The organism is Flavobacterium sp. KY-23415 (assembly GCF_055384985.1).
The window spans coordinates 4,173,946-4,198,032 of sequence record NZ_AP044001.1 but is presented as its reverse complement, the minus strand read 5'-3'; the positions used below and the strand labels follow the sequence as shown (position 1 = coordinate 4,198,032).

Below are 24,087 nucleotides of genomic sequence, written 5' to 3'. Positions count from 1 at the left end.
GTTGATGTTTCAAAGGTGTTTATACAGCACTATACCAATCAATTACCCTTTCGGGTGATATTTTGTAACTGTTAAAATCATTCTTTTAAAAGATTTGATATTTATTTTTTTTAATTGAAAAGTTATTGAAGAAAGATTATTTATTATCTGGCTTTCTCCTAAGAATAAAACATCTTGAAAATTAGATTTGTCATAAGTATTTGCAAAATTTTGCATTTAACTTAATTAAGTAGGTATCAATCTGAAAACTACTTGGGTTTTCAGATTGGTTACAAACTAGTAATAATTTATAGCATTGGTAGCTAATTGTTTATTTGTTTTCAACTTCTTTAATGGCATTAAGCCTGTCTTTTAATAGGTCCGACAAAATCTTTTCCATCGGTTCGATAGCTTTTTCTAATTTAGCAATCAAGTCATTAAGTTTATTTTCTTCTACTTTTAATGCATCTAATGCATTATTATTTTTCAAATCTCGAATAGTATTTTTACATTCCTCAATAGACCTTTCATAATCAGAAGAAATTGGTTTAAATTGTTCCCTAACTTTTAATTCAGCTGTATCGAACTCTTCATTTATCATCTGTATGGTTAATGATTCTAGTTGGTTTTCGAAACTAGATGATAGCGCATTTAATTCTGCTTGTTTTGACTCAATTTTTTTAGATGTTGTTTCTATAGCTTCCTCTTCTCCATCATAATTAACACTTGTGATTACTAAACAATTAAATTTTACTAATTTCATTCTAATTGTTATGCTAGGCATATCATAAATAAGGTCCTTATTTTTAAAAACTATTCTTGGAATTTTAGTAATTATTTTATGTTCTTTCATTACAACTTCAGGAATTGCTGTAATAATTGGTGTCCATTTTGTTGTGCATTGCCAAGTTTTAGTTTTCATTCCAAATCCAAGTTTAGTCATTTTCCAACCACAAGTTATTTCTGGTTTTTCACCAATCTTTTTATTAACCATACGAGTAGTGGGTACATCAAAAATAATTTCTCGATTTTCCATTGTGATTTCTGGAAGTTTTAAAACTACACGTTGTTGATTTTTTCCAATTTCTGGTACAGGCACATGAAAAGAAACTTCTTTCCATTCAAAATTATAAGTATATTTATCATTTTTGATGCTGAATAAAGTTCCATTATCTTGTAGTACTTCTTCTTTTTTCTCAATTTCATCAGTATAAGTATTTAATTGCTTTGCAACTTCTTTACTTTTTGCCTCAAATTCGGCAACTAATTTTTTGATTTGTTCTTCTAATGTCATATTTTATAAATTTTTAGTTGATTACTGTTTTTTTTATGATTTTAAAGTTTTAGTTATGCTCCAAAGGTATCTACACAACACTATACCAATCAATTACCCTTTCGGGTGATATTGGTTACATTCCAATTCTTTTTTTAAATAGTTTATTTCTTTTAAGATTTGTACATTTAGTACTAATTTCCTCAATATCACCCAAAAGGGTAATTGTGTATGATTTGTTTATTGCTCAACTTTGTCCTGAAAATGTAACAACATGAAAATTAGAATTGCCATAGTAGAAGATGATAAAAACTATAACCAAGCTTTGAAGAAGATCATCGATTTTCAAAAAGATATGGAATGTGTAGCTCAATTTTATAATGGTAAAACGGCTTTGCAAGAATTAGAAGATTTAGAACCAGACGTGGTTTTAATGGACATTCAACTACAAGATCTATCAGGTATTGATATTGTGTTTCAATTGACAGAAACGATGCCTCAAACACAGTTTATCATGTGTACCAGTTTTGAAAATGATGAGAAAATATTTTCAGCTTTGCGTGCAGGTGCTAGTGGTTATCTCGTAAAAGGAGAACCGATGGATAAAATTATACAAGCCATACAAGAAGCGCATAAAGGAGGTGCACCGATGAGTTTTAGTATTGCCAAGCGTGTTTTACACCATTTTCAAGAATCGAAAGTTCAAATACAAAGTATAGCCTTACTAACCCCTACTGAGAAAGAAGTTTTAGAATTATTAGCAGAAGGTTTATTATACAAAGAAATAGCCGATACAAAGTGTGTTACGATTGATACTATTAAGAAACACATTGGTAACATTTACAAAAAACTACAAGTAAACAACAAAATTGAAGCAATAAATAAACTAAACCAAAAAAACTAGAAATTATGGAACACAACCAATACTTAAATGAGATTTTATATCTAATTGAAAAAGGGTATGTTAATAAAGCTATTACTAAATTAGATTTAGAAACAATTCAAAAATTTACACTTCTAATTTCAGGCAATAAGAAGAGTTTCTTTCCTCATTATTATGATTCGGGTGAAAAAAATGAAATTCCTCCTTTTGTTGCTTCCAATTATAGAAAGATATTTAATAGGTACTTTTCAGGTCATTCCAAATTAAATAAAATTTTTGAGGTCAAATCCACTTTATTGAAAGAATCTATTAATCAAAAAATAGATACGGTAATTAAACTTGTTGAATATAATGGTAATTTTGAAATAGCCTATTTGGTCAATAATAAAATTTATCTAATTGATTGTGTAAATCAAAAATTAAAGTCTATAACAGAAAGTGAATTAATTGATTTTTCCAATCAATTTAAATTGCATTGTGGGAAAGATTTAGATGCTAATTTAGAAATACTTTCTAATAATCTGCAAAAAAATAACACTCGTAAAATTACCATTCCATATGCAAAAAACTTTGATAATTTTACACCAACTGATGAGGAATACATCTACTTTATTCCTTCTATAATTAATAGCCCTGAATACGAAACATTACATAATAAATTTTCCTTCATTATGTGTTTTGGAAACAAGGGATCAAACTATTACAGTAAAATTGATCCTAATAGTTCTATTGTTAAATATTTCGATACCTTTCAATTATGTCCACCAACTAATCCACCTGGAGGGACTTGTTAAATATGTTACTTACTATTTATTTTATACTCCTATTATCTTGTCTTGGAACTTCATTTTTTAATAAAGTTTCAAGGCAAAATTTGTTATATATTTATTTTTTATCAGTTGTTATCATTGAAATTGGTTTTTTTGTTGAAATAGTATCTAGAGAGATTTACAATAGTTCTCCATTATTCTATACTCTCTTTTTCACCTTTTATTTTGGAAATCAAAAAAATGGGAATAATAAAATAATGTATACTCTTGGTGGTATTGCATTTATTTGTTGTCTTTACTTTTATAGATTAGAAGGTCTTGAAGAATATTCAACGCAAGCTGGTACAGTTATGAATCTTATTTATATAGTTTTTGCATTACAATGGTTATTTAACCAACTAAAACATGTTGACGAAAACTCACTTTTAAAAAAACAAGCCTTTTGGTTCAGTACTTCTTTGTTAATTTGGTCTGTTATTTTTCTTTTTAGATTAATTCCTATGTATTGGTTAGATATCAATGATAATAATTTTTTAAGACAGATTAATTTAGGTTACCAAATAACTACTATTCTATCTTATTGCTTATTTTTGAAAGGTCTTTTCTGTAAAATTTAAAGTATGAACGAACTTCCACAAGATATTAAACTTACTTACATCATTGCTATCATTGTAATGCTTCTTTTTGTTGGGTTTATCATTATGGTTGTTTTTGCTTATAATAAAAAGCAACTGATTCAGCAGCAGGAAAATAAAATTAAGGAGAGTGAGTTCCAAAATCAATTATTACAAAAGGAATTAGAGCGTCAAAAAGCGATACAAGTGGAAAGAGAGCGTATCTCACAAGATATGCATGATGATTTAGGTGCTGGAATTTCGGCTATAAAGTTACAAGCTGAATTCTTAAAATATAAAATTAAAGAGGAAAGTTATATTGAAGATTTAGAAGTCATTATTACTACTTCGGAAGATATGAATTTGGCTATGCGAGAAATTCTTTGGAGTTTAAATTCTCAGCATGATACTATTGGTAACTTTATAGACTATACTAGTTTGTATGTTGAGCGTTTTTTAGATAAAACAGGAATAACATTACAATTGGATTCCAATATAATAGAGAGCGAAACCAATTTGCCTGTAAAAGCTAGAAGAAATCTTTTCTTAGTAGTTAAAGAGGCGGTTCATAATGTTTATAAACACAGTCAATCAAAAAACATAAACATTCAATTTAAACAAACATCAGTTGATTTTAAGATTGAGGTAATTGATGATGGCATTGGCTTGTCTGAGGCAATTAAAAAAGGAAATGGCTTAATCAATATGGAATTAAGAATGGAAAAAATTGATGGTAAATTTGAAATTATTAAAACAACAAAAGGAACTCGTTTGTTATTTCAATATACCTTTACAACTTAAATCCTAAAGAATTCTTTTGCATTTTTTGTAGTTACCAAAGCTACTTCTTCCAAAGAAATTCCTTTAAAACTAGCAACAGTTTGTGCAACATAAGGTAGAAAAGCAGGTTCATTTCTACGTTCGTGATACTTGGTAAGACTTGTTTTGGGTACATTTTTAGGCAACATAAAAGGCGCATCCGTTTCTATCAGTATTTTGTCTAAAGGAACATAACGCACTACTTCTTCTAAATGAGCAAAGCGTTTGGAATCACTAATGCCTCCTGTAAAACCAATATAAAAACCATGATCGAGATAGGTTTTGGCTTCAGCCAATGTACCAGTAAAACAATGTACAACTGCTTTAGGTAATTGGGGTAAAAAATCTTTGGTGACAGCCATAAAACGAGTAAAAGATGCTCTTTCATGTAAAAAAAGTGGTTTTTGTACTTCGACTGCTAATGCTAATTGCGTTCGATAACACTTTTCTTGTCGGTCTCGTGGTGAAAAATCCCGGTCAAAATCGAGTCCGCATTCTCCAACAGCAACTACGTGTGGTAATTGTACTAATTTTCGAAGTTCTGAAATACTTTGGTTATTAAAACTTTTAGCATCATGCGGATGAATGCCTGCGGTTGAAAATAGGGTAGAAGGGTATTCTTTTGCTATTGTAGCTGCGGTTTTACTACCCTGTACACTTGTTCCTGTCAGTATCATTTGCGATACGTCATTGTCTAAAGCATTTTGAATGATAGTGTCTGTATCATTCTGGAATTGCCTATTCGTTAGGTTGATTCCGATGTCTATGTAATTTTTCATATTGGTAATATCTCCCTGATGGAGTTTTCTTGTTTGTTTTAAATAGGACTGCAATAACATTATTTCTTTTTATAGCATCTTCTAATTGTTTGTAAGAACTATAGCTTGTATAAACAGAAAAGATTATGTCATTATACCCCTTTTATTTTAACTTTAATATTTTTCTTAGGTTTCTTTTTGATTGCAGGATTTCTAATTGCATTTGTATTGTTTTGCTCCAAAGCAAGTGCTTCTTGTACAACAGCGTCAACCTTAACGCGCCATTTTCTATTCCCTAATTTCTTACTAAAAGGTCTCAAATGTTTAGCATATTCATAACCACGATAAGGTCCTTTGTTATAGAGGTTTTTCATTTGTTTTTATTTTCAACAAATGTTCAAAATGAAGTGCTCAATTATTTTACGCTAGATGTATTTTTTATAAAAATGAGAATAAGTAAGATTCGAACTCACATCTTCAGATTAGCAATCTGACGTTTTCCAATTGAACTATTATTCCCATTTATTTTTTGGAAGGTGTACAAGACTCGAACTTGCATATCCCATTTGGTATGGACATTTTTCCAATTAAACTAACACCTTCATAACACTATCAGGGCTCGAACCTGAAACTAAAGGTTGCAGACCAGTCGTTTTTCCACTTAAACTACAGTGTTTTATTTTTACCAAGGTGACACTTTATAATTTTTAAGTAAGACACCAAATAAATAATTACCAGCTATACCTTGACTTATTGGATCCATTATTCTACTAGCTCCATCAACGGAATCTAATGGTGGAATGTACCCTTGTTCAAATTGCTTTTTTCGTAACTCTTCTCTTGCTCCTGTTGAAATCCAGCCTACATCAACACAACTCATATAAATATTTTCCTTTGCAAATTCTTTTCCAGATGTTAAGGTTAACATATTTAAAGCTGCTTTAGTCATATTAGTATGTGGATGAAATATCGTTTTATTGGTATAACTAAAAATCCCTTCAGAAGAAGTAACATTAATAATAAACTTTTCCTTAAAATTAGAGGCTAAAAATAAAGGTTTTAATTCTTTTATCAAATAATAAGGAGCCATTTGATTGATTAAATTGACTTCGACTAATTCATGCAGGGATACTTCTTCTAAGGTTGAGTTCCAACTTGTTTTTTCTCTAGTATCTACTGGTTGCCCAAATCTTGATAATTGTATTGCTGTACTTTCTGAAGGATTGTATTCTAAGGCTTTTATTTCTTTTGAAATGGGTGTTGCATTGGCAATCAATTGTTTGTTATTTTTATAATCAATTAATAACTTTTCTTCTTTTTTTAATAAAGGCAAATAATACTCATCTGTATATTTAATGGTTTGTGCTGCATTGTTAATTAGTATATCTAAAGAATCATAGTTTGATTTATAAAAGGCAACAAAATCGCTTATGGCTTGTAAATTCCTTAAATCTAAGCCGTAAAGGGTCAAATTGTCTTTCCAAGTGTCATAATCTTTTTCTGCTTGAAACTGTTCTAATGCTAAGGCTGGAAAACGAGTTGTGACTACTACATTAGCTTTGTTTCGCAATAATCGTAAGGCTGTTGCAAATCCTACTTTTACACGACCACCAGTTAGTATTATGTTACGGTTTTCGAGATTGGTATTTTGAAACCGTTTTTCATAATTTTCTTGAGCACAATTAGGACACAAACGATTATAAAATTCGTGAGCCATTTTATAAGTCGTATTACAACAATAACAATTTTTAGCTAATTGTAAAGGAGTAAAAACAAGTTGCGCTTCCTTTTGTTTATCTGTATATAATGTTTTACCTGCTACTGCTTTTTGAGACAAAGTGGTTTGTAAAATGGTTTCTAAATCAGTTGCTTTTTTAGAGCTATAATTAACTGTACGCTGACTTTTCTTTGCGTTTTTATGTATTTTGGTAATCAAACTAGCAAAACGAATATTATCTGGGTTTTCGAAAGGATTATCTTTTAAAATCGTCAATACTTTGAGACAATTGTCCCATTCTTCTTGCGTAAATTGATAGTTTATATTTTCTTTATTCATTGCTTAAACTTATAAAAATTGTTCCAAAAAACCTATAAATTGTTTTCCATCGCTACTCCATCGCATGCCTTGTCCGTTTGCAATTCTAATTTCATATACTAAACCATGTTTATAATGAAAAAAAACATTCCACCAGGTTTGATTTTCTATGATATAATCGATTTGTTTACTTATCGTGATTTCTTTTTCTTTCTGATTGCCTTTTACCGTTTCAAAAATGCTTTCTGGATAACGACCTACATGCTTTTCCCAAGCTTTTACTACTACTGTTGTTTCTTTGTTTAAAGGCAGAAAGCAACTCTCTAATAGTATATTTCGCAAAGGAGGAATAGCCTTTTCATCTTGTACGCTAGCTGAAGTGATGCGTTGTCCCATGAGTAATAATAGCTCTTTAAAAGGAGTTTTTTCAAGTAGTTGACTAACAATTTTTGGTTCAACAAACTCATTGTCATTAGCAAACACCATTTTAAATTGGTTCAAAGCTTTTGCAAAATCTTGTTGTATTTCTTCTTCAAAATAGGGCAATCTGGTTTCGCTTGATGTCGAGTTTAATTGAATAAACAATTGTTTGGCAAAAAAAGACATCATCTCATCTTGTAAAAAAGCATAATATTTACTTTTCCAATCTTCTGAAAGAAAGGCTTTTGCTGCTACTAGTGTTTTATGTAGGTTTTCTTGGGTGATCATTATCTGGTTAAAAAATCGTTTTACTGTCTATTTTTGTTTCAATTAAATAGGTTGCCAAATTAAACCAATTAATCGCTTTATCCAATACAATTCCGTCAGAAGAGGCTACTATTTGATTGGAGTTTACAAGGGCTTGATCTGCATTATCTTCTAAGATTACTTGCCAATTTACTTGCTGTTCTATTGCTTTGGCTTCTATTTTAGCTTTTATCCTACCACTGTTTGAAACTTGTTTATCAAAAATCCAAACTAGTTGCTGTAATTTACTTTCATTGTAAAAATCGACTACTAAATCAATAGCCTTTTCTGTTTGACTGACCGTCTTATAATTCCCATGAACACTCGATAAATCGCGATAACAATGGTCTTGTCCTTTGAAAATATAGGCATTAGACAACGTACTTTCTAATAAAATTAGAATATTGAATCCATCAATTACTACTGTTTTGTTTTCCAAGGCCCCAAATACTACTTCTTTTACTTTACGAATCCTTAATTGTTCATTGGAAGCACTCATGCCTTGTACTGCTTTTTGTTGGCGACTGGCTAATTTATAGCGTGTTCCTACAGTAAACAAGGCATTTTTCTCAGAATAACCTCTGGTTAATAGATAATTCATATCAATCAGGGCTTCTTTTAGGCTTTCTTTGAATTTGGGTGTACCAAAAAAGAAATCGTCTTTGGCTTCTTTTCCTCTATTGCTTTGTTTTGACATCTTTTAAAAATTAAAATTCATTTAAAATGGCTTCTCGATACTTTTCAAAATTAGAAATTTTGAAAAACTCGAAGTGACGTGAAAACAACATTTGGGCTTAGATACTAACATAATTCAAAAACATTGTTTATTCTTCTTCGCTATTCATAAATGGTTTTTCAAAAGTAGGACGAATTCTTTTCCAAATTTCATGATCGTAACTTTTGTTATCTAGCATTAAAAACAAAACTGCTGGAAATTGACAAGTATAAAAATAAGCTGCTGTTTCTTTACGTGTTTCTAATATTTTAAAATCTTTTTTGCATTGTTTTTCAATTAGTTGAAATTCTTTATTTAAAGTTTTAATTACATTTTTTACCCAGTTATAAAACTCGTCTGGAACGTGCTCTAGCATAGCATCTAAAGGTTGTTTCTCTTTTAAATGTTGCCAAATATCAATACTAGATAATTGGGTAATGATACGATGCAAACGAACGTATTCATCAAATTTCACTTTCAATCGGAAACCATTTTCAAACTTGATTACAAAACCTTCTTTGTTATCATTTTGTAAACTTTTTAAAGTTTCAATGTCGTTAATACCATCATATTTTTCAACGATTGGGAAACCAATGTCTTCTAAAGATAATTCTACACCTGTTTGCGTATCAATGATACCTAATAAAACCAAAGCTTCTGTAGCACCATAATCTAAAACAATTCTATTTTCTGGATAAATAATTTCAAAAAGGTAGGTTTTGGATGTATCTAAACGTGACCAAATTTTTTTATAAGTCGAATGTAACATTTCCGTTGCTTTAATGGCTTGCTCGCTAGTAAAAGAACCTCTACTTGCTATATATGGTATTTTTTCAATCCAATATAAAATACCTAGTGAACCATCCATTTTGTCATACACTTCAAAAGAGGTCTTTGGAATTTCAACACCTTCTTGTTCGCCTAAATTGAAAAACTTAGGAAAAGGTCTCGCAACAATATTTTGATTACCATCCATAATAATGCCACGACAGGCTAAGGTTACTTCGTTCCAAAGTCTTTCAAACTGTGTTGTTTGAGTATAGTTATAAATGTACAAATCCTGCTCAGGATGTTTGTTGCTCTTGATATAACCTTCCAAAATCATTTGGTTTAGTAACGTAGTATTCATTTCTTATTATTTTACGGTACAAAGATGAAAACGATGTGCGTAATTATTTTGCGCAATAAAATCATCCATAAACTTGTCATGCTGGAAGCATCTCATTAGTTGCTCACATATTTGTTTGCGGAATTACTAATGAGACCTTTATAAGGCGACAAAGATTGTGGTTATTTATTTAATAACTCTTCTGTAACTTTCATTTTTGTCACTTCTAATTCAAGAACAGCAATAAATTGAGTAACAAACTGTTGAATCGTTTCCATTTCTGTATTTGGAAAGCGGATTAAATAGGGTTCTAATTCTGGAAAATAGGTAACAATCTCTTGCTTACTATACAATTCTACATCTTCATATAAAGCAAGTGTTTGCCCCAATTGAAAAGCCATTGATTTCTTCAAATCTAAAGCATTACTTCCTTTACCAAAATCTTCAACTGTATTAAAATCAATTGCCTTCAAAGTTTCTATTTTAGTATGAATATTTTGTTTTAAAGCCTTTTTTACGATTGTTCTATACTGTGTTTTAGATACAAAAGATAACAACATTCGCAATCAACGAATCATTTTTAAGTGAACATCTCTTTTTACAACGTAAGTAATTTGATTATCAAAATCTTGTTGATGCAAATGATAGGTTCTTAGAATAGCATTATTCAATTCGTCCGCTGTTCCTTTGTAAACCTGAATAATTTGACCGTTTTCACAAACCGCAAGATTGGCATTGATTGTTTTGGTTGGATATTTTTCAACTAATTGAGCGCTTAATTTTTTACTTAAAGCTAATTTATCAGCAATGGTTTCTGGCATTTTCTCAATGAAGAAAACCACATCATAATCCAATGAATCGACAGAACCGAAGAAGTGATAAGGAATGTTAGTATTTTTCATGAGATGCTTAATTTTCACACTCAAACTTGTCATGCTGGAAGCATCTCATTAGTTGCTCACATATTTGTTTGCGGAATTACTAATGAGACCCTTACAGGGTGACAAGATTGTGTCATAATACCTGTTAGGGTTTTGAAACCTGACAGGTGTAAAGTTTTTAAAAATTCCCGTAATATACTTGGAAACAAGGTAGTTTTAAATCATTTCTCCACATATCAACTACTTGGTTTCTATCGTCTAATACAAATTCGATGAAATATTTGTTACGAATTTCGGTATCGAATAATTCCGTTTTAATTACGCTATCTTTTCGGCTGTCTTTACTTTTTCGCATGAATAAATGATCGTATTCAATGTTGTATTTTTCCAAAAATCGTAACGTAGGTTCTTTGTATTTATCTTCTCTTCCTGAAAGTAAAATAATTGTATGTCCTATGTTTTTATAATTTTTTAAGATATTCGCAACGGGTTCATTCAACAAATCTTCATCACATTTACTAGCATCAAAAGGGTTTCTTCCGTTCATTAAGGCTAATGTTCCATCTAAATCACAAATTATAGCTTTTGGTAATGAAGTATCTTGCGCTCCGTATTCTAAATCTTTTCGTCTAATTTTTTTTATTGGTTCGAAATCGAAATTCGTTTTCAGGTTTTCCAATTGTTTGAACATGTTTTCAATAACTGGTTTTGGTACTACTCGAGTACGTTTTGCGTTACGATCTAACAGTTCGTCTAAAGGAACGTCAAACAATTTGAATTCAATGTTGGCTAAATCACTATATTCTTTAATGGCTGTCTTGATATAGTCTTTTTTGGTATGACAATTATCCAAAACTACATTCCAGCCGTTAGATAATAGCGTTTTCACTTGCTCATGAACCATTTTAGTAATCATTTTCTCTACAGTATCATCTGTTTTTTCCTGGAATTGTGAAAATCGGATTTCATCACGACTTACTCGAAATGTTTTTGGCTCTGATTTTACAAGCCATTCGGCAAACGTACTTTTTCCAGATGCTGGACAACCTATTAGTAGTGTTAGTTTTGGTGTTTTTTTCATTTTATATTTTTTTTGAACACGAATTGTACTACTCATTCATGTTATTGTTTTATTTCTAATTTTTTCGATTTTCGTCATCCCGATTAACATCGGGACATATCTAAAAATTCTTGTTTTCAGTACACGAGTTCTCGATATATTTTTTATGAAATCGCTGTTCGCATTCCATAAAAAACACTCGAACTGACGGTTATGATTTAATTTTTTTTCTTTACACCATCAACGTCACTTCGAGTGCGAAGCGTATCGAGAAGTTTTTGTATTCAGTACACGAGTTCTAAATACATTTTTTGTTCCGCTTCTCTCCACAAAAATACTCGAACTGACGGTTATGATTTAATTTTGTTTCTTTACACCATCAACGTCTCTTCGAGTGCGAAGCGTATCGAGAAGTTTTTGTATTCAGTACACGAGTTCTCGATACATTTTTATTCCGTTACACTCCACAAAAATACTCGAACTGACGGTTATGATTTAATTTTCTTTCTTTACACCATCAACGTCTCTTCGAGTGCGAAGCGTATCGAGAAGCTTTTGTATTCAGTACACAAGTTCTCAATACATTTTTATTCCGTTACACTCCACAAAAACACTCGAACTGACGGTTATGATTTAATTTTCTTTCTTTACACCATCAACGTCTCTTCGAGTGCGAAGCGTATCGAGAAGCTTTTGTATTCAGTACACAAGTTCTCAATACATTTTTATTCCGTTACACTCCACAAAAACACTCGAACTGACGGTAAAAAGACTTATAACCTTGGATCTAAGGTCTTTTCTATTTCCTCGTTATTGATTCGTTTTAAAAGCAAGAGTTTCATCAAATAATTCTCTGCATTTAAAGCTTTGTATGGAATTTCCAGCATTTGTTGGTTAATTTCCCAACCGTTAATTGATTGTTCTAACTTTCTTTTGATGTTCCTGCGTTCTAAATAATAGTCAAAATTAGCATTAAAATTGATTCCGTAAATCATCGTGAGATAATTGTTGTTTCTTACTTTAAAGCAAGGTGGCAATCCTTTTACATAACTTTTCGCTGGTTTTATCATAATACCTTCCTCATTTTCAGTAGTTAACGTATTAAAAAAATCATATATTTTAGCTGAATTATCGGCTTCATTTTCGGGTGTAAAATTCAAATGTAAAAAGACATCGTCATTTACTAATGTATAGGTTAAATTACTATTCGGAAGCGTTTCTTTACCGTCATTATGTACTACTTTTAAAATATTGAAGGGTTTAAAATGTAAACTATCTTCTTTACCAAACGTATCAATTTGTTTTTTAAAAATGGCTAATGATTCCTTTTGTTTTGGAATATCGACTACTTTCAAATTAGCAATAGCATCGTATTGTCTTATAACGTGACTTGGATATTTTTCTTTTAACTCTTTATTTTTCAATACTTTCTTGTCTTCAAGATACTTAATATAGCTTTCTGAAGCTTTAACTGTATTAATTTTACGATACAAATTACTATTTTCTAAATAATTGGTATGTGTTTCCAAAGCGTCATGATAGGCATTGTATTCTCTTTCGATTAATCCACCTCCTAAAATGCTCCATGGCAATAATTCTGAAGCGATAATTAGCGTATCAAAATCAGGATATTGAATTAGCATTTTTTGGTGTAGCTCTTTCAAACTATTTTTAGCTATTTCCAAATCGATATGTTCTATTTTATGTCCGTTTCTAGAAATAAAATAGGTGTCTGCTAAATTTCGTTTTAAATAAATACTACAATAGGAACCCATGTACTTCTTTTGTATTACAATTTCATTTTGGTTTTTGCGTAAGAAGTATTTTACAGCTTGACGGATGCTTTCTATTTCGTTACTTTCCATATATTTCGGAGCTGGTGAAATGGTTGGTGCAAAATCGTTTATTTGATTGTTACTGAACCATTCTATTCTTTTTTTTATTTTTATGTCGATCATTTTTTAGTGATTAGTGATGAGTAATTAGTGATTAGCGTTGTAAACAATCATAGCGCTTGTTGGATAAACTCCGTTAACGCAATCTCCAATGCCATGATATTCCGTTTTATTTGGAAATATCGAAGCGATTAAGTTGATGAATTCTTGTTTCGTTAATTCGAAATCGTGGTCGTCATGACGAAATTCTTCTGTCATTTCATAGTTTACGTTGAATTCGCTATTAGGAGTCGTGATAAACAAGGTTGTAAAATGAATGTTCTCTTTTATCCAATACAACAATTCCGTAGCTTCTTCTAATGTATTGTGTTCGATAACTTCACTCAAGATTACTTGTCCTTCAAAACCAATTAAGTCTTCTTTATTGGCTATCCAATGCAAGTTCTCTACATTTTCATAGCCAATTATTTTATCTACGGTGTCTTCAAAATCCTCTTCATCGTGTGCCAAATATTCTGCTGTGAAACCACTTTTACGTAATTTCTTGAAATATTGTAAGTTTCCACATCCAAAATCTAAAACAGCTTCGTTATTCTCAATTCTATTGCAAATAAATTCTTTACGAGATTGATGCGTATCGGTAAAAACAAACTGAATTGTGTTGTTAAAATAAGCTTCTAATTGCGGTTTGAAGGTTCTAAACTGTTCTGGTGAACGCATTAATCGTTTGATGAACAAATAATACACAAAATAAGGAACATTTGGTAAATTAGCCAATATTGTAATGTGCTTTTGAATGAAATAATCATCAATGTACATGTACTCAGAATGTTTATTGGTAAAATGACAAAACAATGCGACAACCGAAAACTTATGCAAGGTTTCTCTAATGGTTTTCCCTTCTACTTTTAAACTATAATTGTTTCCTATTTTTGGTGTAACCGTAATCCCGTCAATGTACTTTGACAACAAGAAAGTTCCATTTTTATACCAACCCGAATCGATATAAAATGTTGGCACTACTATATTTGCTGGTAAAGTATCAATTTCAGCATAGGTTTTTCCTAACCAAGACAAAGTTGTGTTTTTTAATGTTTCGTTGCTTTTGAACAAATGATTGAAAAATTCCGTTGCCATGTTCAATGCCAATAACGGACTGCAATAGCTTTGAAAATCGATTGGATTGTCTTCGTCTGGTAAATAGCTGTTTTTAGTATCTTGGAACAAACAGTGGTATTCGTTTGCACTCACTGCATTTCCAATTAAGACACCATTACGCAATTCTTTACAATATAAACCTAAATCGGTTGCAGGATTTTTGTAGAGTATGTCTAGTAAATGATTGTTTTTAGATTGTATTATAATTTGCATAACCTTTGTTTTTAATTTCTGATACAAAGGTGGAGTAGTGGTGCGTAATTATTTTGCGTAGGTTGTTTTTGTTGTAATAATTAAACTCAAATTAGGTAGTATTCATGAAATTTTAGCTTTGAACAGCAATTCACTACCCTTACAATCTATTTTCAATATTCATTTTTTCGTGTAACACTCTAATGACTTCAATTACATTATTCTTGTTTTTCTTAAAAAAAATTATATGCGATTTCACTTTAGAAAATCGATAAGCCTTTCTAATGCTTCCAAAATCTCGTGCCATTTCAAAATGTTGCGCAATATATTCTATTTCGTCAATAATTAAATTGTAATAGCGATCAGCTTGTTCTATAGACCAATTTTCTGCTGTGTATATCCAAATACTATTAATGTCTTCAAGTGCTTTTGCACTAATGATATAGTTTGACATTATTTCTTAAAGTTAGCTTTAAGTTTTTCTAGGTTTTTATTACGGTCAAAGTTTTTTATTTTGTCGCTTTTTTCCCCAATTTCAAGTTCGTTTATGAGTGATTTTGTTTTGTTTTCTTCTTCTTCAAAAAGACGTAAAGCTGTTCTCACCACTTCACTCACTGAATTGTATTTTCCAGAAGCAATTTGTTCGTTTATGAATTTTTCAAAATAATCACCTAACAATATTGATGTATTTCGTGCCATATTCTTTTTTACGTAAAAATACCAATTTATGGTATTGTGAACAATTTATTTTTTATTTTTTTGAATTAGATTTGAGCGAAATAAAACTTTGTTATTAAAAATAGAGACAGTAATAGTGTGCTACTGTTTTCAATTGTAGTATTTAGATTTTCTTAATGTCGATAATACAAAAGAATCAGTTTTTCTCCATCATCCATTTTCCATAATTCAGCAAAATAACAATAACCACTTTCAAATTCAGTAAAATCTTTTTGATTATCCCAATGATTTATATGATTTTTTATTCTCTCTAGTATTCCGTCTGTCTTGTTTCTTTCTATCCAATCAAGTTTGTTTTGTTCTGAATGAATACATAATTGGATATCTTCATTTTTATTAATTCTAAGACTTCATTTTCATTTAAATCAGTTATCTTTTCATGAGAAATTATTGATTTTTTATAAATTATTTTAGATTTATGGTCTAGAAAATACTCATCATTTATATAGTTCATTAGTACTGTAAATGTTTAATTAACTTTTACTTTAAAATTTAATTATCTAACTCAGATTTCTGATAAATTAAAATATTTGTTAGTGCAGCTTCTTTGGGTTTATATTTCAATTTGTTTTCAATATTCTTTAATTTTTCTTCTAAAATTTTAAGTTCTTCTAAAGCTTTTTTATATGCTAAAGTCAAATCAGAAAAGTTAACCCTAATAACATCATCTACTGGTGGTGTAAATCTTTCATCTCCTAAATTACAAATGAAGTTTATTACATTGTCTTTAATTTCCACTTTAGGAGTTGGATGTCCAATATAAAACTGACCTTTCTCTTCTTTTTTTATGATGGATTCCCAATTTTCAATAATGCTTAAATCACAACAACATTGAGGGAAGAGTTTGTTCTCGTCATTAATTCTTAAAACATAACCTCCAACTAAGGGAATAACATCGTTTTCATCCCAATTATCATTTCCAACAGTGTCTAAATGATCATTAACAATCTTTAATAAATTATCTTCTGAAATATCGATTGCTCTATAAAAATTGGATGCTTTTTCAAAAGGTATAAATTCATCTTTAAATCCTGCTTTTTGTAAACACTTAATTTTATAAAATTCCCATTCATGAGGATGTTCCCAATAAGGTCCTCCACATTTAGGTGTTTCAATTTCTTGATCAAAATAGGTTACTTCAAGTACTGGGATAAGTTCTATTTTCATTTTTTATTAATTGTTTAATACAAATTTATTTCCTCGCTACGCAATTACTAGTACTCATTTATTCTCAAAAAATCATACATATAACTCAAACGTTGTAAATCGTCTTCAGATAAAGTATTCTCAAAAATGTGATATTCTATTGCTTTTAGAATATTGTTTTTGTTATTTCTTAACCACTCCATTATTTTATCTGAGAATTCAGGAGTAATAAATCCTCCACTTATTTTTGTACGTCTATTATTTATTTCATTCATTACCAAATGTTCAACTGACATAATCGCAACTGTATCTAAAATATTTGTCAAAATATATAATAAAGGTTCAATTGAAATTTCAGCAGTATAAAATAGAATCAAAATTTCAAGTAAGTCTTGATTTTTATAGCAAATTGAAGATTGCAAATAATCTTGAAAGAATACTAATGAAAAATTAATAATACATTCTTTTTCCTTTTCATTTTGCCAAAGTGATTTGGTTTTAAAATTTAAATTTTTCAAGCTTAATGAATTATCTATAGCTGATGTAAATTCATAAGACGCTATTAGTTCTAAATATCTTGGTAAGAAATATTTGAATTCATTTATATCTAAAGATAAAGCTTGAGCGTTATCATTGTATTGATGGATTAATGAAACAGGAATTTCGTTTAAAGGAAGTTCTATTAATAATTTAGCTTCTTCAGGATTCATGCAACAATCGTTAGTACAAACGTTATTTATGCTAATTGGTTTTGGATAATTAAATATCTCATAAGCTTCTGAAATAATTGCAGCTAAGTCCATTTGTTAATTTTATAAAACAAATGTAATTTTATACTACGCAATTATTTTTCGTAGATTAAAAATGAATTTACTGCCCCTTCTCAATCAACTCAATAATCTTATCATTAGGAATCACATCTATCGTTAAATTAATACGATCTGTAGCACCATCATTAATAACACGATGACTATCTGTTAAGCGTAGATACCAACATTCTCCTACTTTCATGGGGACTAAGGTATCATTTAAATAGAACGAAACGCCCTCATTATTATCTATAGGAATGGTTAGTCGAATCATCGATTTTTCTTCTTCCAAGCCTAATGTTGGGTCGGTGTGTTCCTTAACCACAGAATTAGGGGCTAAAAATAATAATCGAACCAAATTAACCGTTGTATATTGACTAAAGGTATCAATGATACTTTTTAAATAGGGCGATTTTTCTAATGAAGGAGTATCTAACCAATCAGTCCAAGAACCATCGGCATAATCGCTTGCTGGTGGAGGAAAAGGCAAGGATGTATCTACCAAATGTGCTGGAGCACGCAATTGAATCACTTTGTAATATTCATAATGCTCTTGCTTTAAGGCTTGTGCTTCTTCAAGCATTTTTGAAACATCGAACGTAAAGGGTAATTGTATCCTATCTTTAAATTGTTTTTTGGTTTCCATGATGAATAGTTTAGTTCAATTGCATTGAATGATTCTTTTTTGTTTATCACAAATCTAATCTTTCTAATTTTAGCATGCAATAGGTATAAATACGTGTTTTCTTTGTGACTTTTTTATAGCAAGAATGCTTTTTGTCACAGAAAATGTGGCAAATTTAAAATAAAATGCATTTTGTCACAGAAATCGTGACGTTTTTGAAAACAGATTTGGAATTGTCACAGTATTTAAGTTGTGTGTAGAAAACACTTCTTTATTGTAATTTGTTCTTTTATAATTGAAGCCAGCGTTAAATTGCTGTTTTTTTCTAAAAAGCCAATTGTAAACGCTATTTTTGTACTACAAATACTATTCAAAATGAAAAAAGTACTTCCGTTTTTATACATCCTTTTTCTAGTAGTTTCCTTTTCAATTTATGCACAAGAGGAAAACCAATTCCATTTTACCATTGCGTTCGGTTCGTGCAACAAGCACAAAGTTGAGAATCTTTTGTGGGACGATGTGCTAAACGAAAATCCAGATGTTTGGATTTGGGGAGGCGATATTGTGTATGCAGATACCGATAACATGGTTAAGCTAAAAAAAATATATGATGCTCAAAATGCAGTGAAAGGATATCAAGAATTAAAAGCAACGGTTCCTGTAATTGGCACATGGGACGACCATGATTACGGTCTAAATGATGGAGGAATAGAATTTAAAGCCAAAAAAGAAAGTCAGCAAACCTTTTTAGATTTTATGGGTGTTGCCAAAGATAGCCCGAGACGCGAACAAGAAGGCGTTTATGCTGTTCACGATTATACGTTAGCGGAAGGAACAGTAAAAGTCCTAGTTTTGGATACGCGTTATTTTAGAACGGCACTAACAAAAGATACTGTAACTAGAAAACGATTCCAACCCAATGTTTATGGAGAAGGAACCATTTTAGGTGCAACCCAATGGAAATGGTTGGAGGAACAATTAAAAAATAGTACAGCCGATTTTAACGTTATTGTGAGTAGCATTCAAGTATTTTCTAATGAGCATGGCTATGAAACTTGGGGCAATTTTCCCCATGAAGTGGATAAATTAGAACGCTTATTAGTAGATTCGAATGCTAAAGGAGTGATTCTTTTATCGGGCGACCGACATATTTCGGAATTTTCTAAAAAAGAAGTGAATGGTTTGTCCTATCCAGTAATTGATTTCACTAGTAGTGGTTTGACACATTCAAGTACCAATTTTTCAGGAGAACCTAACCCTTATAGAGTAGGAGAGGTGATAACATCTAAAAGCTTTGGATTGGTTACATTTAATTTTAAAGAAAAAGAAGTAGTATTTAAAATTGTTGGAAATGAGGGAGTTGTTTTGGGTGAAATGAAGCAAGTATATTAATTAAAATTTTACTAATTATTACGAACTATTTTGTAAAAAATAAGTGTTATATAAAAATAATATTGATTTAATAATAAGGATAAAAAAAAGGATTTGTTTTTATGTAAAGTTCAGGTCTAAAAAATAAGCCCAAAGCCATAATCTTGTCATGTAGTAAGCATCCCATAAAAAAAATCTAAAGTAGGAAGAATTAGATCAAATAAGTTTGTACTGTTTTATTCTTCATTTAGTTTTTCCCAACTAAAAGAATGTTTTTCTTGAACTTTTAATATAAAGTTTTTAAATTCAAGATTATTGATATCTCTTTTTGGAATAATTATATAGACATACCTTTTTTTAAATTGTTTTTGATACTTAAAAAAGTAAACCTTTTCATCTTCTACTATATGTACTAAGTTTTTAAATTCCATATTATTTATACCATATACGATCTTATCAAAATTTATAGTAATTAAACACTCATTATTATAAAGTTTATCTTTATTCTTTAAATTCGATTTTTTTTGTTTTTTTTGATTTATATATAAGTAAAAAAATAGTATTAAAACTAAAACAAAAACTAAAGATAGAAAATAGATTAAAACCTTAAAAAAATATGCAATTATTGCTAAACCAACAAATATTAAGAAACCATTATTTAAATGTTTTTTTGTTATCTTGCTAGGAAAGTATTTATTAAAATTAGTAACATCATCTGGTTTTAAGTTTATTTTATAAGTGAGTTGATCCATAATCATTAAAAGTTAAGAATGTAAATTTATAAAAATTAAATTCTTTAACATATTTTTATTCCTCTCAATTTTCCGTAGTATTGTACCATGGATTCCTTTGAAAAACTTTTAACTACTTTAAAACAAATTACTTCGCTACAGCCAGAAGAAGAACAATTGTTTAGAAAAGCATTTCAGCCTTTTTCTTTAAAAAAGAACGAGTATTTTTTACAAGCTACAGCTATAAACTACCGATTAGGATTTCTGACCAAAGGTTTGGTGCGTTATTTTGTGTTCAGAAATGAGGAAGAATCTACATTAGAATTTACAAAAGAAGGAGAATTTGTAGCCGATTATGCTAGTTTTATTTCAAAACAACCGTCCATTCAAAACATACAAGCGCTTGAAGATTGTGAGTTTTTAGTGATTGATTATGATGCTTTGCAACGATTGTATCAAACGGCTCCCAGTGCCAATTTATTAGGTCGAATTATTATTGAACATCGTTTTATTATTATGGTGAACCAACTTTTAACAGTACACCGTTATTCGCCCGAAGAACGTTATCGTTATTTTTTAACGCATTATAAAGATTTGGCACAACGTATTCCACAATATCTTATTGCTTCTTATGTTGGCGTAAAACCTCAATCCTTAAGCAGAATAAGAAAAAGAATTTTGTAGTGATTTGTTAACTTAGGTGCATCAATCGAAGATAGTTGTCTCGATACTTTTGTGGTATTGAATTGTTAAACAAATTATCATGACATTACTTATTATTTTTATTGTATTTGGCTTCTGCTTTATATTAGAACGCCTAATTCCTGGGTGGGAATTACCAGAAGTACCTACTTGGACCATTCGTGTATTGGCTGTTAACTTCATTCAATTAGGAGTGGTAACACTGGCAGGATATACTTGGGAGATTTGGTTATCAAAAATTTCATTATTTCATTTATCAGCGCATGTGAATCCTTTTTTTGGTGGTTTGATTGCCTATTTTATTGCCACTTTTATTTTTTATTGGTGGCACAGATGGAGACATAAAATCGATTTTCTTTGGACACATTTTCACCAAATACACCATAGTCCACAGCGTTTAGAAGTTATTACTTCGTTCTATAAGCATCCGTTAGAAATGACAATAAATTCCATTATTGGTAGTCTTTTAGTTTTTACTACTTTAGGATTAAGTGTCGAAGCAGGTGCGATTTATACTTTGTTTACAGCTTTGGGAGAGTTTTTTTATCATACGAATGTAAAAACACCGCAATGGATTGGTTATATTTTTCAACGACCAGAAATGCATCGCATTCACCACGAATACAATAAACATACTAATAATTATGGAGATATTGTTTGGTGGGATATGTTGTTTGGAACCTATGAAAATCCAAAAGAGTTTCAATCTACTTGCGGATTCGACAATGAAAAAGAACAACGGCTATTAGACATGATGCAGTTTAAAGATGTGCATAAAGAATAAGAGTTTATTGAATACTAATTTCACTAATTTTTACAAAATAATTAGTGAAATTAGTAAAATCGTCTTTTAAATTAAAAAAAAGACTACTTTTGCACTTTAGAATTGATAAATCAAGTTTTCAACCTTTTAAGACTATTTACAGTGTAATACTTTTTATATAACCCCATTGACTTCACCTCATAAACTATGAGGAAGTTTTGTTATGTCAATATTATATAAAAATTACACAAATGAGTTTATCAAAAAAATACAATAGAACGTATCACTTTCCCTTTTCACCTGGAACAACCAGCGATGACAGAATCAGTCATGACTATTGGGACTATATACAACAAATTCCTGAATTACTAATCACGGAAAAATTAGACGGTGAAAACACCTGTCTCAATCAGTATGGTGTTTTTTCACGATCGCATGCTGCACCCACGCTACATCCTTGGGCAAATTATCTTAAAGAATACTGGCAATTCATACGTAATGAGTTAAATGATTTGGAAATTTTTGGAGAGAATCTATATGCAATTCATTCCATTGAGTATCCCAATATCGACAAACATTTTTACGTATTTGCAGTAAGACATAAGGAGTATTGGTTATCTTGGGAAGAAGTTGTTTTTTATGCTAATTTACTTGAATTGCCTACAGTTCCAGTTTTGGATATGATTCAACCAAGAGAAGAAACACAAGCTAGTTTTAAAGAAAAAATATTAAACACAATTGCGCAACCCAGTCGTTTTGATTCCTTGGATACCTTTACCAAACAACCATGTACTATGGAAGGTGTAGTGGCAAGAAATACAAACGCTTATTTAGTAGATGATTTCTACAAAAATGTTTTTAAATATGTTCGAAAGAATCATGTAAAAACAGACGAACATTGGACAAGAAACTGGAAAAGAGCAAATTTAAATTGGGAAAGAAATGTGGACACTTACAAATAATTATAGCAATTGGGAAGCTCTTGAAAAAGAGTTTCCTTGGGTAGCCGATATGCAATCGGTGCCACAAGATAGCATCCATCATGCAGAAGGGAATGTAGCCATACATACACAAATGGTACTACAAGCCATGCAAGATTTGGAGGAATTTCAACAATTAGCACCTTGGGAACAAGAAATGCTTCTTGCGGCTGCTTTGGCTCATGATATTGAAAAAAGAAGTACTACTGTAGAAGAAAAGGGTAGAATACTATCACCAGGTCATGCTAAAAAAGGAGCGTTTACCTTTCGGAATATTCTTTTTGAAAAAGGAGGATTAACCGTGAAAGAAAGAGAACAACTGGTTGGTTTGGTGCGCTATCACGGATTTCCTATTTGGCTAATGGAAAAGAAAAATCCAGAAAAGGAATTGTTAAAAGTTGCTTTAGAAACCAATACACTATGGTTATACATTTTAGCAAAAGCGGATGTTTTAGGAAGAATCTGTGCCGATCAAAAGGAAATGCTAGATAGGGTAACGCTATTTAAAATGATGTGTGAAGAGCATAATTGTTTTGGCAAACCAAGAGCATTTACTACTTCAGAAGGACGTTTTCATTATTTCAATACAGACGAAATGTATCCTGATTATGAGCCTTTCGATAGTTACAAAGCTACCGTTCATGTATTGTCGGCATTACCTGGCATGGGAAAAGATTATTTTATTAAACAGAATTTAGATTTACCTATTGTTTCGCTAGATGCTTTGCGTATTGAATTGAAAGTAGCACCAACAGACACTGCTGGAAATGGTAGCGTAGTGCAAGAAGCCAAAAAAAGAGCCAAACAGTATTTAGCTTCTGGACAAGATTTTGTTTGGAATGCTACAAATACGTCTCAATTAATGCGTGCGCAACTCATTGAATTATTTACCGATTATAAAGCCAAAGTTGTGATTCATTATATTGAAAAACCATATAAAAAGTGGTTACAACAAAATCATAATCGGGAAAAAAAAGTCCCCGAAGCCGTTTTGTTTAAAATGTTACTAAAATGGCAACCACCAAGTCTCTTTGAAGCCCATGAGGTGTACTATTATGAAGAGAAGTAAAAAAATCTGTAGCAAATATTCCTTTTGCTACAGATTTTATTTTTTAATTTGTTTTGGGTTTACCCCCAAAAGGAATTATATACGAAAAGGTATTAATTATAGTCTTTTTGCTATTGTTTAATAGGTTAGAGGTTTTAAGTTGTTTTTTGAAGCTTGTTTGATTCTAAAAAAAGAGAAACACTAAACCTTAACCACAATATTGCTGTAAGCATCCCATTTGTAGCTCAAAAATGAAGTTTTTTGTTTAAGTAAAGAGGCGAAAAATGTAAAAAGTTTGTCATTGTTGA

29 protein-coding genes and 2 tRNA genes are annotated in these 24,087 nt (G+C 30.5%); 9 read left to right on the top strand and 22 right to left on the bottom strand.

Annotated elements, in window-relative coordinates; all coding sequences use genetic code 11:
- Nucleotides 1-42: 42 nt before the first annotated feature.
- Both ACZ49Z_RS18440 and ACZ49Z_RS18435 read right to left on the bottom strand, forming a co-directional pair.
- Entirely contained in the window at nt 43-216 is a 174-nt protein-coding gene (locus ACZ49Z_RS18440) for a hypothetical protein (RefSeq protein WP_464305767.1), read from the bottom strand.
- A 94-nt stretch (nt 217-310) separates the two neighbouring features.
- A complete protein-coding gene (locus tag ACZ49Z_RS18435; RefSeq protein ID WP_464305766.1) occupies nt 311-1,273 on the bottom strand; it encodes a hypothetical protein in 963 nt (320 codons plus the stop codon).
- A gap of 253 nt (nt 1,274-1,526) precedes the next feature.
- Between ACZ49Z_RS18435 and ACZ49Z_RS18430 the strand changes: the two genes are divergently transcribed.
- The 4 genes from ACZ49Z_RS18430 to ACZ49Z_RS18415 are packed head-to-tail and all read left to right on the top strand — an operon-like array spanning nt 1,527 to nt 4,320.
- Nucleotides 1,527-2,156, top strand: a complete 630-nt coding sequence (locus ACZ49Z_RS18430) for a response regulator transcription factor (RefSeq protein ID WP_464305765.1) — start codon at nt 1,527-1,529, stop codon at nt 2,154-2,156.
- Nucleotides 2,157-2,161: 5 nt separating this feature from the next.
- Nucleotides 2,162-2,929, top strand: a complete 768-nt coding sequence (locus ACZ49Z_RS18425; protein WP_464305764.1) for a hypothetical protein — start codon at nt 2,162-2,164, stop codon at nt 2,927-2,929.
- Between the two features lie 2 nt (nt 2,930-2,931).
- A complete protein-coding gene (locus tag ACZ49Z_RS18420) occupies nt 2,932-3,522 on the top strand; it encodes a hypothetical protein (RefSeq protein ID WP_464305763.1) in 591 nt (196 codons plus the stop codon).
- Between the two features lie 3 nt (nt 3,523-3,525).
- Nucleotides 3,526-4,320: a sensor histidine kinase gene (locus tag ACZ49Z_RS18415; protein ID WP_464305762.1), complete on the top strand. Its 795-nt coding sequence runs from the start codon at nt 3,526-3,528 to the stop codon at nt 4,318-4,320.
- Here ACZ49Z_RS18415 and ACZ49Z_RS18410 read toward each other — a convergent pair.
- The 19 genes from ACZ49Z_RS18410 to ACZ49Z_RS18320 all read right to left on the bottom strand — a co-directional run bounded on the left by ACZ49Z_RS18410 (nt 4,317) and on the right by ACZ49Z_RS18320 (nt 18,205).
- A complete protein-coding gene (locus ACZ49Z_RS18410; RefSeq protein WP_464305761.1) occupies nt 4,317-5,117 on the bottom strand; it encodes a TatD family hydrolase in 801 nt (266 codons plus the stop codon). The genes ACZ49Z_RS18415 and ACZ49Z_RS18410 overlap by 4 nt on opposite strands.
- A gap of 131 nt (nt 5,118-5,248) precedes the next feature.
- Nucleotides 5,249-5,470 (bottom strand): hypothetical protein, encoded by a 222-nt coding sequence (locus ACZ49Z_RS18405; protein ID WP_464305760.1) that lies wholly within the window; start codon nt 5,468-5,470, stop codon nt 5,249-5,251.
- A gap of 74 nt (nt 5,471-5,544) precedes the next feature.
- Nucleotides 5,545-5,615: transfer RNA gene (locus ACZ49Z_RS18400), tRNA-Ser, on the bottom strand.
- Nucleotides 5,616-5,628: 13 nt separating this feature from the next.
- Nucleotides 5,629-5,698: transfer RNA gene (locus tag ACZ49Z_RS18395), tRNA-Trp, on the bottom strand.
- A gap of 80 nt (nt 5,699-5,778) precedes the next feature.
- Nucleotides 5,779-7,152, bottom strand: a complete 1,374-nt coding sequence (locus ACZ49Z_RS18390) for an SDR family oxidoreductase (RefSeq protein WP_464305759.1) — start codon at nt 7,150-7,152, stop codon at nt 5,779-5,781.
- 9 nt (nt 7,153-7,161) lie between these two features.
- Entirely contained in the window at nt 7,162-7,839 is a 678-nt protein-coding gene (locus ACZ49Z_RS18385; RefSeq protein WP_464305758.1) for a hypothetical protein, read from the bottom strand.
- 7 nt (nt 7,840-7,846) lie between these two features.
- The gene (locus ACZ49Z_RS18380) at nt 7,847-8,554 is read right to left on the bottom strand and encodes a DUF434 domain-containing protein (RefSeq protein WP_464305757.1); all 708 of its coding nucleotides are present in this window, start codon (nt 8,552-8,554) and stop codon (nt 7,847-7,849) included.
- Between the two features lie 127 nt (nt 8,555-8,681).
- The gene (locus tag ACZ49Z_RS18375) at nt 8,682-9,701 is read right to left on the bottom strand and encodes an RNA ligase (RefSeq protein WP_464305756.1); all 1,020 of its coding nucleotides are present in this window, start codon (nt 9,699-9,701) and stop codon (nt 8,682-8,684) included.
- A gap of 161 nt (nt 9,702-9,862) precedes the next feature.
- On the bottom strand, nt 9,863-10,153 hold the full coding sequence (locus ACZ49Z_RS18370; RefSeq protein WP_464305755.1) for a hypothetical protein: 291 nt from the start codon (nt 10,151-10,153) through the stop codon (nt 9,863-9,865).
- 93 nt (nt 10,154-10,246) lie between these two features.
- On the bottom strand, nt 10,247-10,582 hold the full coding sequence (locus ACZ49Z_RS18365; protein ID WP_464305754.1) for a hypothetical protein: 336 nt from the start codon (nt 10,580-10,582) through the stop codon (nt 10,247-10,249).
- A 157-nt stretch (nt 10,583-10,739) separates the two neighbouring features.
- Nucleotides 10,740-11,678: a phosphatase domain-containing protein gene (locus ACZ49Z_RS18360; protein ID WP_464305753.1), complete on the bottom strand. Its 939-nt coding sequence runs from the start codon at nt 11,676-11,678 to the stop codon at nt 10,740-10,742.
- A gap of 716 nt (nt 11,679-12,394) precedes the next feature.
- A complete protein-coding gene (locus ACZ49Z_RS18355) occupies nt 12,395-13,579 on the bottom strand; it encodes a hypothetical protein (RefSeq protein WP_464305752.1) in 1,185 nt (394 codons plus the stop codon).
- A gap of 24 nt (nt 13,580-13,603) precedes the next feature.
- The gene (locus tag ACZ49Z_RS18350; protein WP_464305751.1) at nt 13,604-14,887 is read right to left on the bottom strand and encodes a methyltransferase domain-containing protein; all 1,284 of its coding nucleotides are present in this window, start codon (nt 14,885-14,887) and stop codon (nt 13,604-13,606) included.
- 139 nt (nt 14,888-15,026) lie between these two features.
- Nucleotides 15,027-15,320: a type II toxin-antitoxin system RelE/ParE family toxin gene (locus ACZ49Z_RS18345; protein ID WP_464305750.1), complete on the bottom strand. Its 294-nt coding sequence runs from the start codon at nt 15,318-15,320 to the stop codon at nt 15,027-15,029.
- A complete protein-coding gene (locus tag ACZ49Z_RS18340) occupies nt 15,320-15,565 on the bottom strand; it encodes a type II toxin-antitoxin system ParD family antitoxin (protein WP_464305749.1) in 246 nt (81 codons plus the stop codon). The genes ACZ49Z_RS18345 and ACZ49Z_RS18340 overlap by 1 nt, the downstream gene beginning before the upstream one ends.
- Before the next feature lie 316 nt (nt 15,566-15,881).
- Nucleotides 15,882-16,058, bottom strand: coding sequence for a hypothetical protein (locus ACZ49Z_RS18335; protein ID WP_464305748.1), 177 nt, complete (start codon nt 16,056-16,058; stop codon nt 15,882-15,884).
- 38 nt (nt 16,059-16,096) lie between these two features.
- A complete protein-coding gene (locus ACZ49Z_RS18330; RefSeq protein WP_464305747.1) occupies nt 16,097-16,771 on the bottom strand; it encodes a hypothetical protein in 675 nt (224 codons plus the stop codon).
- A 47-nt stretch (nt 16,772-16,818) separates the two neighbouring features.
- On the bottom strand, nt 16,819-17,553 hold the full coding sequence (locus ACZ49Z_RS18325; RefSeq protein WP_464305746.1) for a hypothetical protein: 735 nt from the start codon (nt 17,551-17,553) through the stop codon (nt 16,819-16,821).
- A gap of 67 nt (nt 17,554-17,620) precedes the next feature.
- A complete protein-coding gene (locus ACZ49Z_RS18320) occupies nt 17,621-18,205 on the bottom strand; it encodes an aspartyl/asparaginyl beta-hydroxylase domain-containing protein (protein WP_464305745.1) in 585 nt (194 codons plus the stop codon).
- Between the two features lie 354 nt (nt 18,206-18,559).
- Between ACZ49Z_RS18320 and ACZ49Z_RS18315 the strand changes: the two genes are divergently transcribed.
- Nucleotides 18,560-19,576, top strand: coding sequence for an alkaline phosphatase D family protein (locus tag ACZ49Z_RS18315; RefSeq protein WP_464305744.1), 1,017 nt, complete (start codon nt 18,560-18,562; stop codon nt 19,574-19,576).
- Nucleotides 19,577-19,791: 215 nt separating this feature from the next.
- Here the strand turns inward: ACZ49Z_RS18315 and ACZ49Z_RS18310 are convergent, their stop codons facing one another.
- The gene (locus tag ACZ49Z_RS18310) at nt 19,792-20,307 is read right to left on the bottom strand and encodes a hypothetical protein (protein WP_464305743.1); all 516 of its coding nucleotides are present in this window, start codon (nt 20,305-20,307) and stop codon (nt 19,792-19,794) included.
- An 87-nt stretch (nt 20,308-20,394) separates the two neighbouring features.
- Between ACZ49Z_RS18310 and ACZ49Z_RS18305 the strand changes: the two genes are divergently transcribed.
- The 4 genes from ACZ49Z_RS18305 (at nt 20,395) to ACZ49Z_RS18290 (ending at nt 23,800) form a co-directional block, all read left to right on the top strand.
- The gene (locus ACZ49Z_RS18305; protein ID WP_464305742.1) at nt 20,395-20,970 is read left to right on the top strand and encodes a Crp/Fnr family transcriptional regulator; all 576 of its coding nucleotides are present in this window, start codon (nt 20,395-20,397) and stop codon (nt 20,968-20,970) included.
- A gap of 79 nt (nt 20,971-21,049) precedes the next feature.
- Entirely contained in the window at nt 21,050-21,772 is a 723-nt protein-coding gene (locus ACZ49Z_RS18300; RefSeq protein WP_464305741.1) for a sterol desaturase family protein, read from the top strand.
- 230 nt (nt 21,773-22,002) lie between these two features.
- Nucleotides 22,003-22,713, top strand: coding sequence for an RNA ligase family protein (locus ACZ49Z_RS18295; protein ID WP_464305740.1), 711 nt, complete (start codon nt 22,003-22,005; stop codon nt 22,711-22,713).
- Entirely contained in the window at nt 22,694-23,800 is a 1,107-nt protein-coding gene (locus ACZ49Z_RS18290) for an AAA family ATPase (protein WP_464305739.1), read from the top strand. Before ACZ49Z_RS18295 ends, ACZ49Z_RS18290 begins: the two co-directional genes overlap by 20 nt.
- Nucleotides 23,801-24,087 lie beyond the last annotated feature (287 nt).

What these genes read in the sequence shown, in the direction of transcription:
- ACZ49Z_RS18415 (WP_464305762.1), top strand. Translation starts at nt 3,526, where the DNA reads ATGAACGAACTTCCACAAGATATTAAACTTACTTACATCATTGCTATC.
- ACZ49Z_RS18340 (WP_464305749.1), bottom strand. Translation starts at nt 15,565, where the DNA reads ATGGCACGAAATACATCAATATTGTTAGGTGATTATTTTGAAAAATTC.
- ACZ49Z_RS18385 (WP_464305758.1), bottom strand. Translation starts at nt 7,839, where the DNA reads ATGATCACCCAAGAAAACCTACATAAAACACTAGTAGCAGCAAAAGCC.
- ACZ49Z_RS18435 (WP_464305766.1), bottom strand. Translation starts at nt 1,273, where the DNA reads ATGACATTAGAAGAACAAATCAAAAAATTAGTTGCCGAATTTGAGGCA.
- ACZ49Z_RS18425 (WP_464305764.1), top strand. Translation starts at nt 2,162, where the DNA reads ATGGAACACAACCAATACTTAAATGAGATTTTATATCTAATTGAAAAA.
- ACZ49Z_RS18355 (WP_464305752.1), bottom strand. Translation starts at nt 13,579, where the DNA reads ATGATCGACATAAAAATAAAAAAAAGAATAGAATGGTTCAGTAACAAT.
- ACZ49Z_RS18365 (WP_464305754.1), bottom strand. Translation starts at nt 10,582, where the DNA reads ATGAAAAATACTAACATTCCTTATCACTTCTTCGGTTCTGTCGATTCA.
- ACZ49Z_RS18345 (WP_464305750.1), bottom strand. Translation starts at nt 15,320, where the DNA reads ATGTCAAACTATATCATTAGTGCAAAAGCACTTGAAGACATTAATAGT.
- ACZ49Z_RS18305 (WP_464305742.1), top strand. Translation starts at nt 20,395, where the DNA reads ATGGATTCCTTTGAAAAACTTTTAACTACTTTAAAACAAATTACTTCG.
- ACZ49Z_RS18440 (WP_464305767.1), bottom strand. Translation starts at nt 216, where the DNA reads ATGCAAAATTTTGCAAATACTTATGACAAATCTAATTTTCAAGATGTT.
- ACZ49Z_RS18430 (WP_464305765.1), top strand. Translation starts at nt 1,527, where the DNA reads ATGAAAATTAGAATTGCCATAGTAGAAGATGATAAAAACTATAACCAA.
- ACZ49Z_RS18410 (WP_464305761.1), bottom strand. Translation starts at nt 5,117, where the DNA reads ATGAAAAATTACATAGACATCGGAATCAACCTAACGAATAGGCAATTC.
- ACZ49Z_RS18315 (WP_464305744.1), top strand. Translation starts at nt 18,560, where the DNA reads ATGAAAAAAGTACTTCCGTTTTTATACATCCTTTTTCTAGTAGTTTCC.
- ACZ49Z_RS18375 (WP_464305756.1), bottom strand. Translation starts at nt 9,701, where the DNA reads ATGAATACTACGTTACTAAACCAAATGATTTTGGAAGGTTATATCAAG.
- ACZ49Z_RS18320 (WP_464305745.1), bottom strand. Translation starts at nt 18,205, where the DNA reads ATGGAAACCAAAAAACAATTTAAAGATAGGATACAATTACCCTTTACG.
- ACZ49Z_RS18310 (WP_464305743.1), bottom strand. Translation starts at nt 20,307, where the DNA reads ATGGATCAACTCACTTATAAAATAAACTTAAAACCAGATGATGTTACT.
- ACZ49Z_RS18330 (WP_464305747.1), bottom strand. Translation starts at nt 16,771, where the DNA reads ATGAAAATAGAACTTATCCCAGTACTTGAAGTAACCTATTTTGATCAA.
- ACZ49Z_RS18295 (WP_464305740.1), top strand. Translation starts at nt 22,003, where the DNA reads ATGAGTTTATCAAAAAAATACAATAGAACGTATCACTTTCCCTTTTCA.
- ACZ49Z_RS18290 (WP_464305739.1), top strand. Translation starts at nt 22,694, where the DNA reads ATGTGGACACTTACAAATAATTATAGCAATTGGGAAGCTCTTGAAAAA.
- ACZ49Z_RS18405 (WP_464305760.1), bottom strand. Translation starts at nt 5,470, where the DNA reads ATGAAAAACCTCTATAACAAAGGACCTTATCGTGGTTATGAATATGCT.
- ACZ49Z_RS18325 (WP_464305746.1), bottom strand. Translation starts at nt 17,553, where the DNA reads ATGGACTTAGCTGCAATTATTTCAGAAGCTTATGAGATATTTAATTAT.
- ACZ49Z_RS18335 (WP_464305748.1), bottom strand. Translation starts at nt 16,058, where the DNA reads ATGAACTATATAAATGATGAGTATTTTCTAGACCATAAATCTAAAATA.
- ACZ49Z_RS18300 (WP_464305741.1), top strand. Translation starts at nt 21,050, where the DNA reads ATGACATTACTTATTATTTTTATTGTATTTGGCTTCTGCTTTATATTA.
- ACZ49Z_RS18420 (WP_464305763.1), top strand. Translation starts at nt 2,932, where the DNA reads ATGTTACTTACTATTTATTTTATACTCCTATTATCTTGTCTTGGAACT.
- ACZ49Z_RS18380 (WP_464305757.1), bottom strand. Translation starts at nt 8,554, where the DNA reads ATGTCAAAACAAAGCAATAGAGGAAAAGAAGCCAAAGACGATTTCTTT.
- ACZ49Z_RS18350 (WP_464305751.1), bottom strand. Translation starts at nt 14,887, where the DNA reads ATGCAAATTATAATACAATCTAAAAACAATCATTTACTAGACATACTC.
- ACZ49Z_RS18390 (WP_464305759.1), bottom strand. Translation starts at nt 7,152, where the DNA reads ATGAATAAAGAAAATATAAACTATCAATTTACGCAAGAAGAATGGGAC.
- ACZ49Z_RS18360 (WP_464305753.1), bottom strand. Translation starts at nt 11,678, where the DNA reads ATGAGTAGTACAATTCGTGTTCAAAAAAAATATAAAATGAAAAAAACA.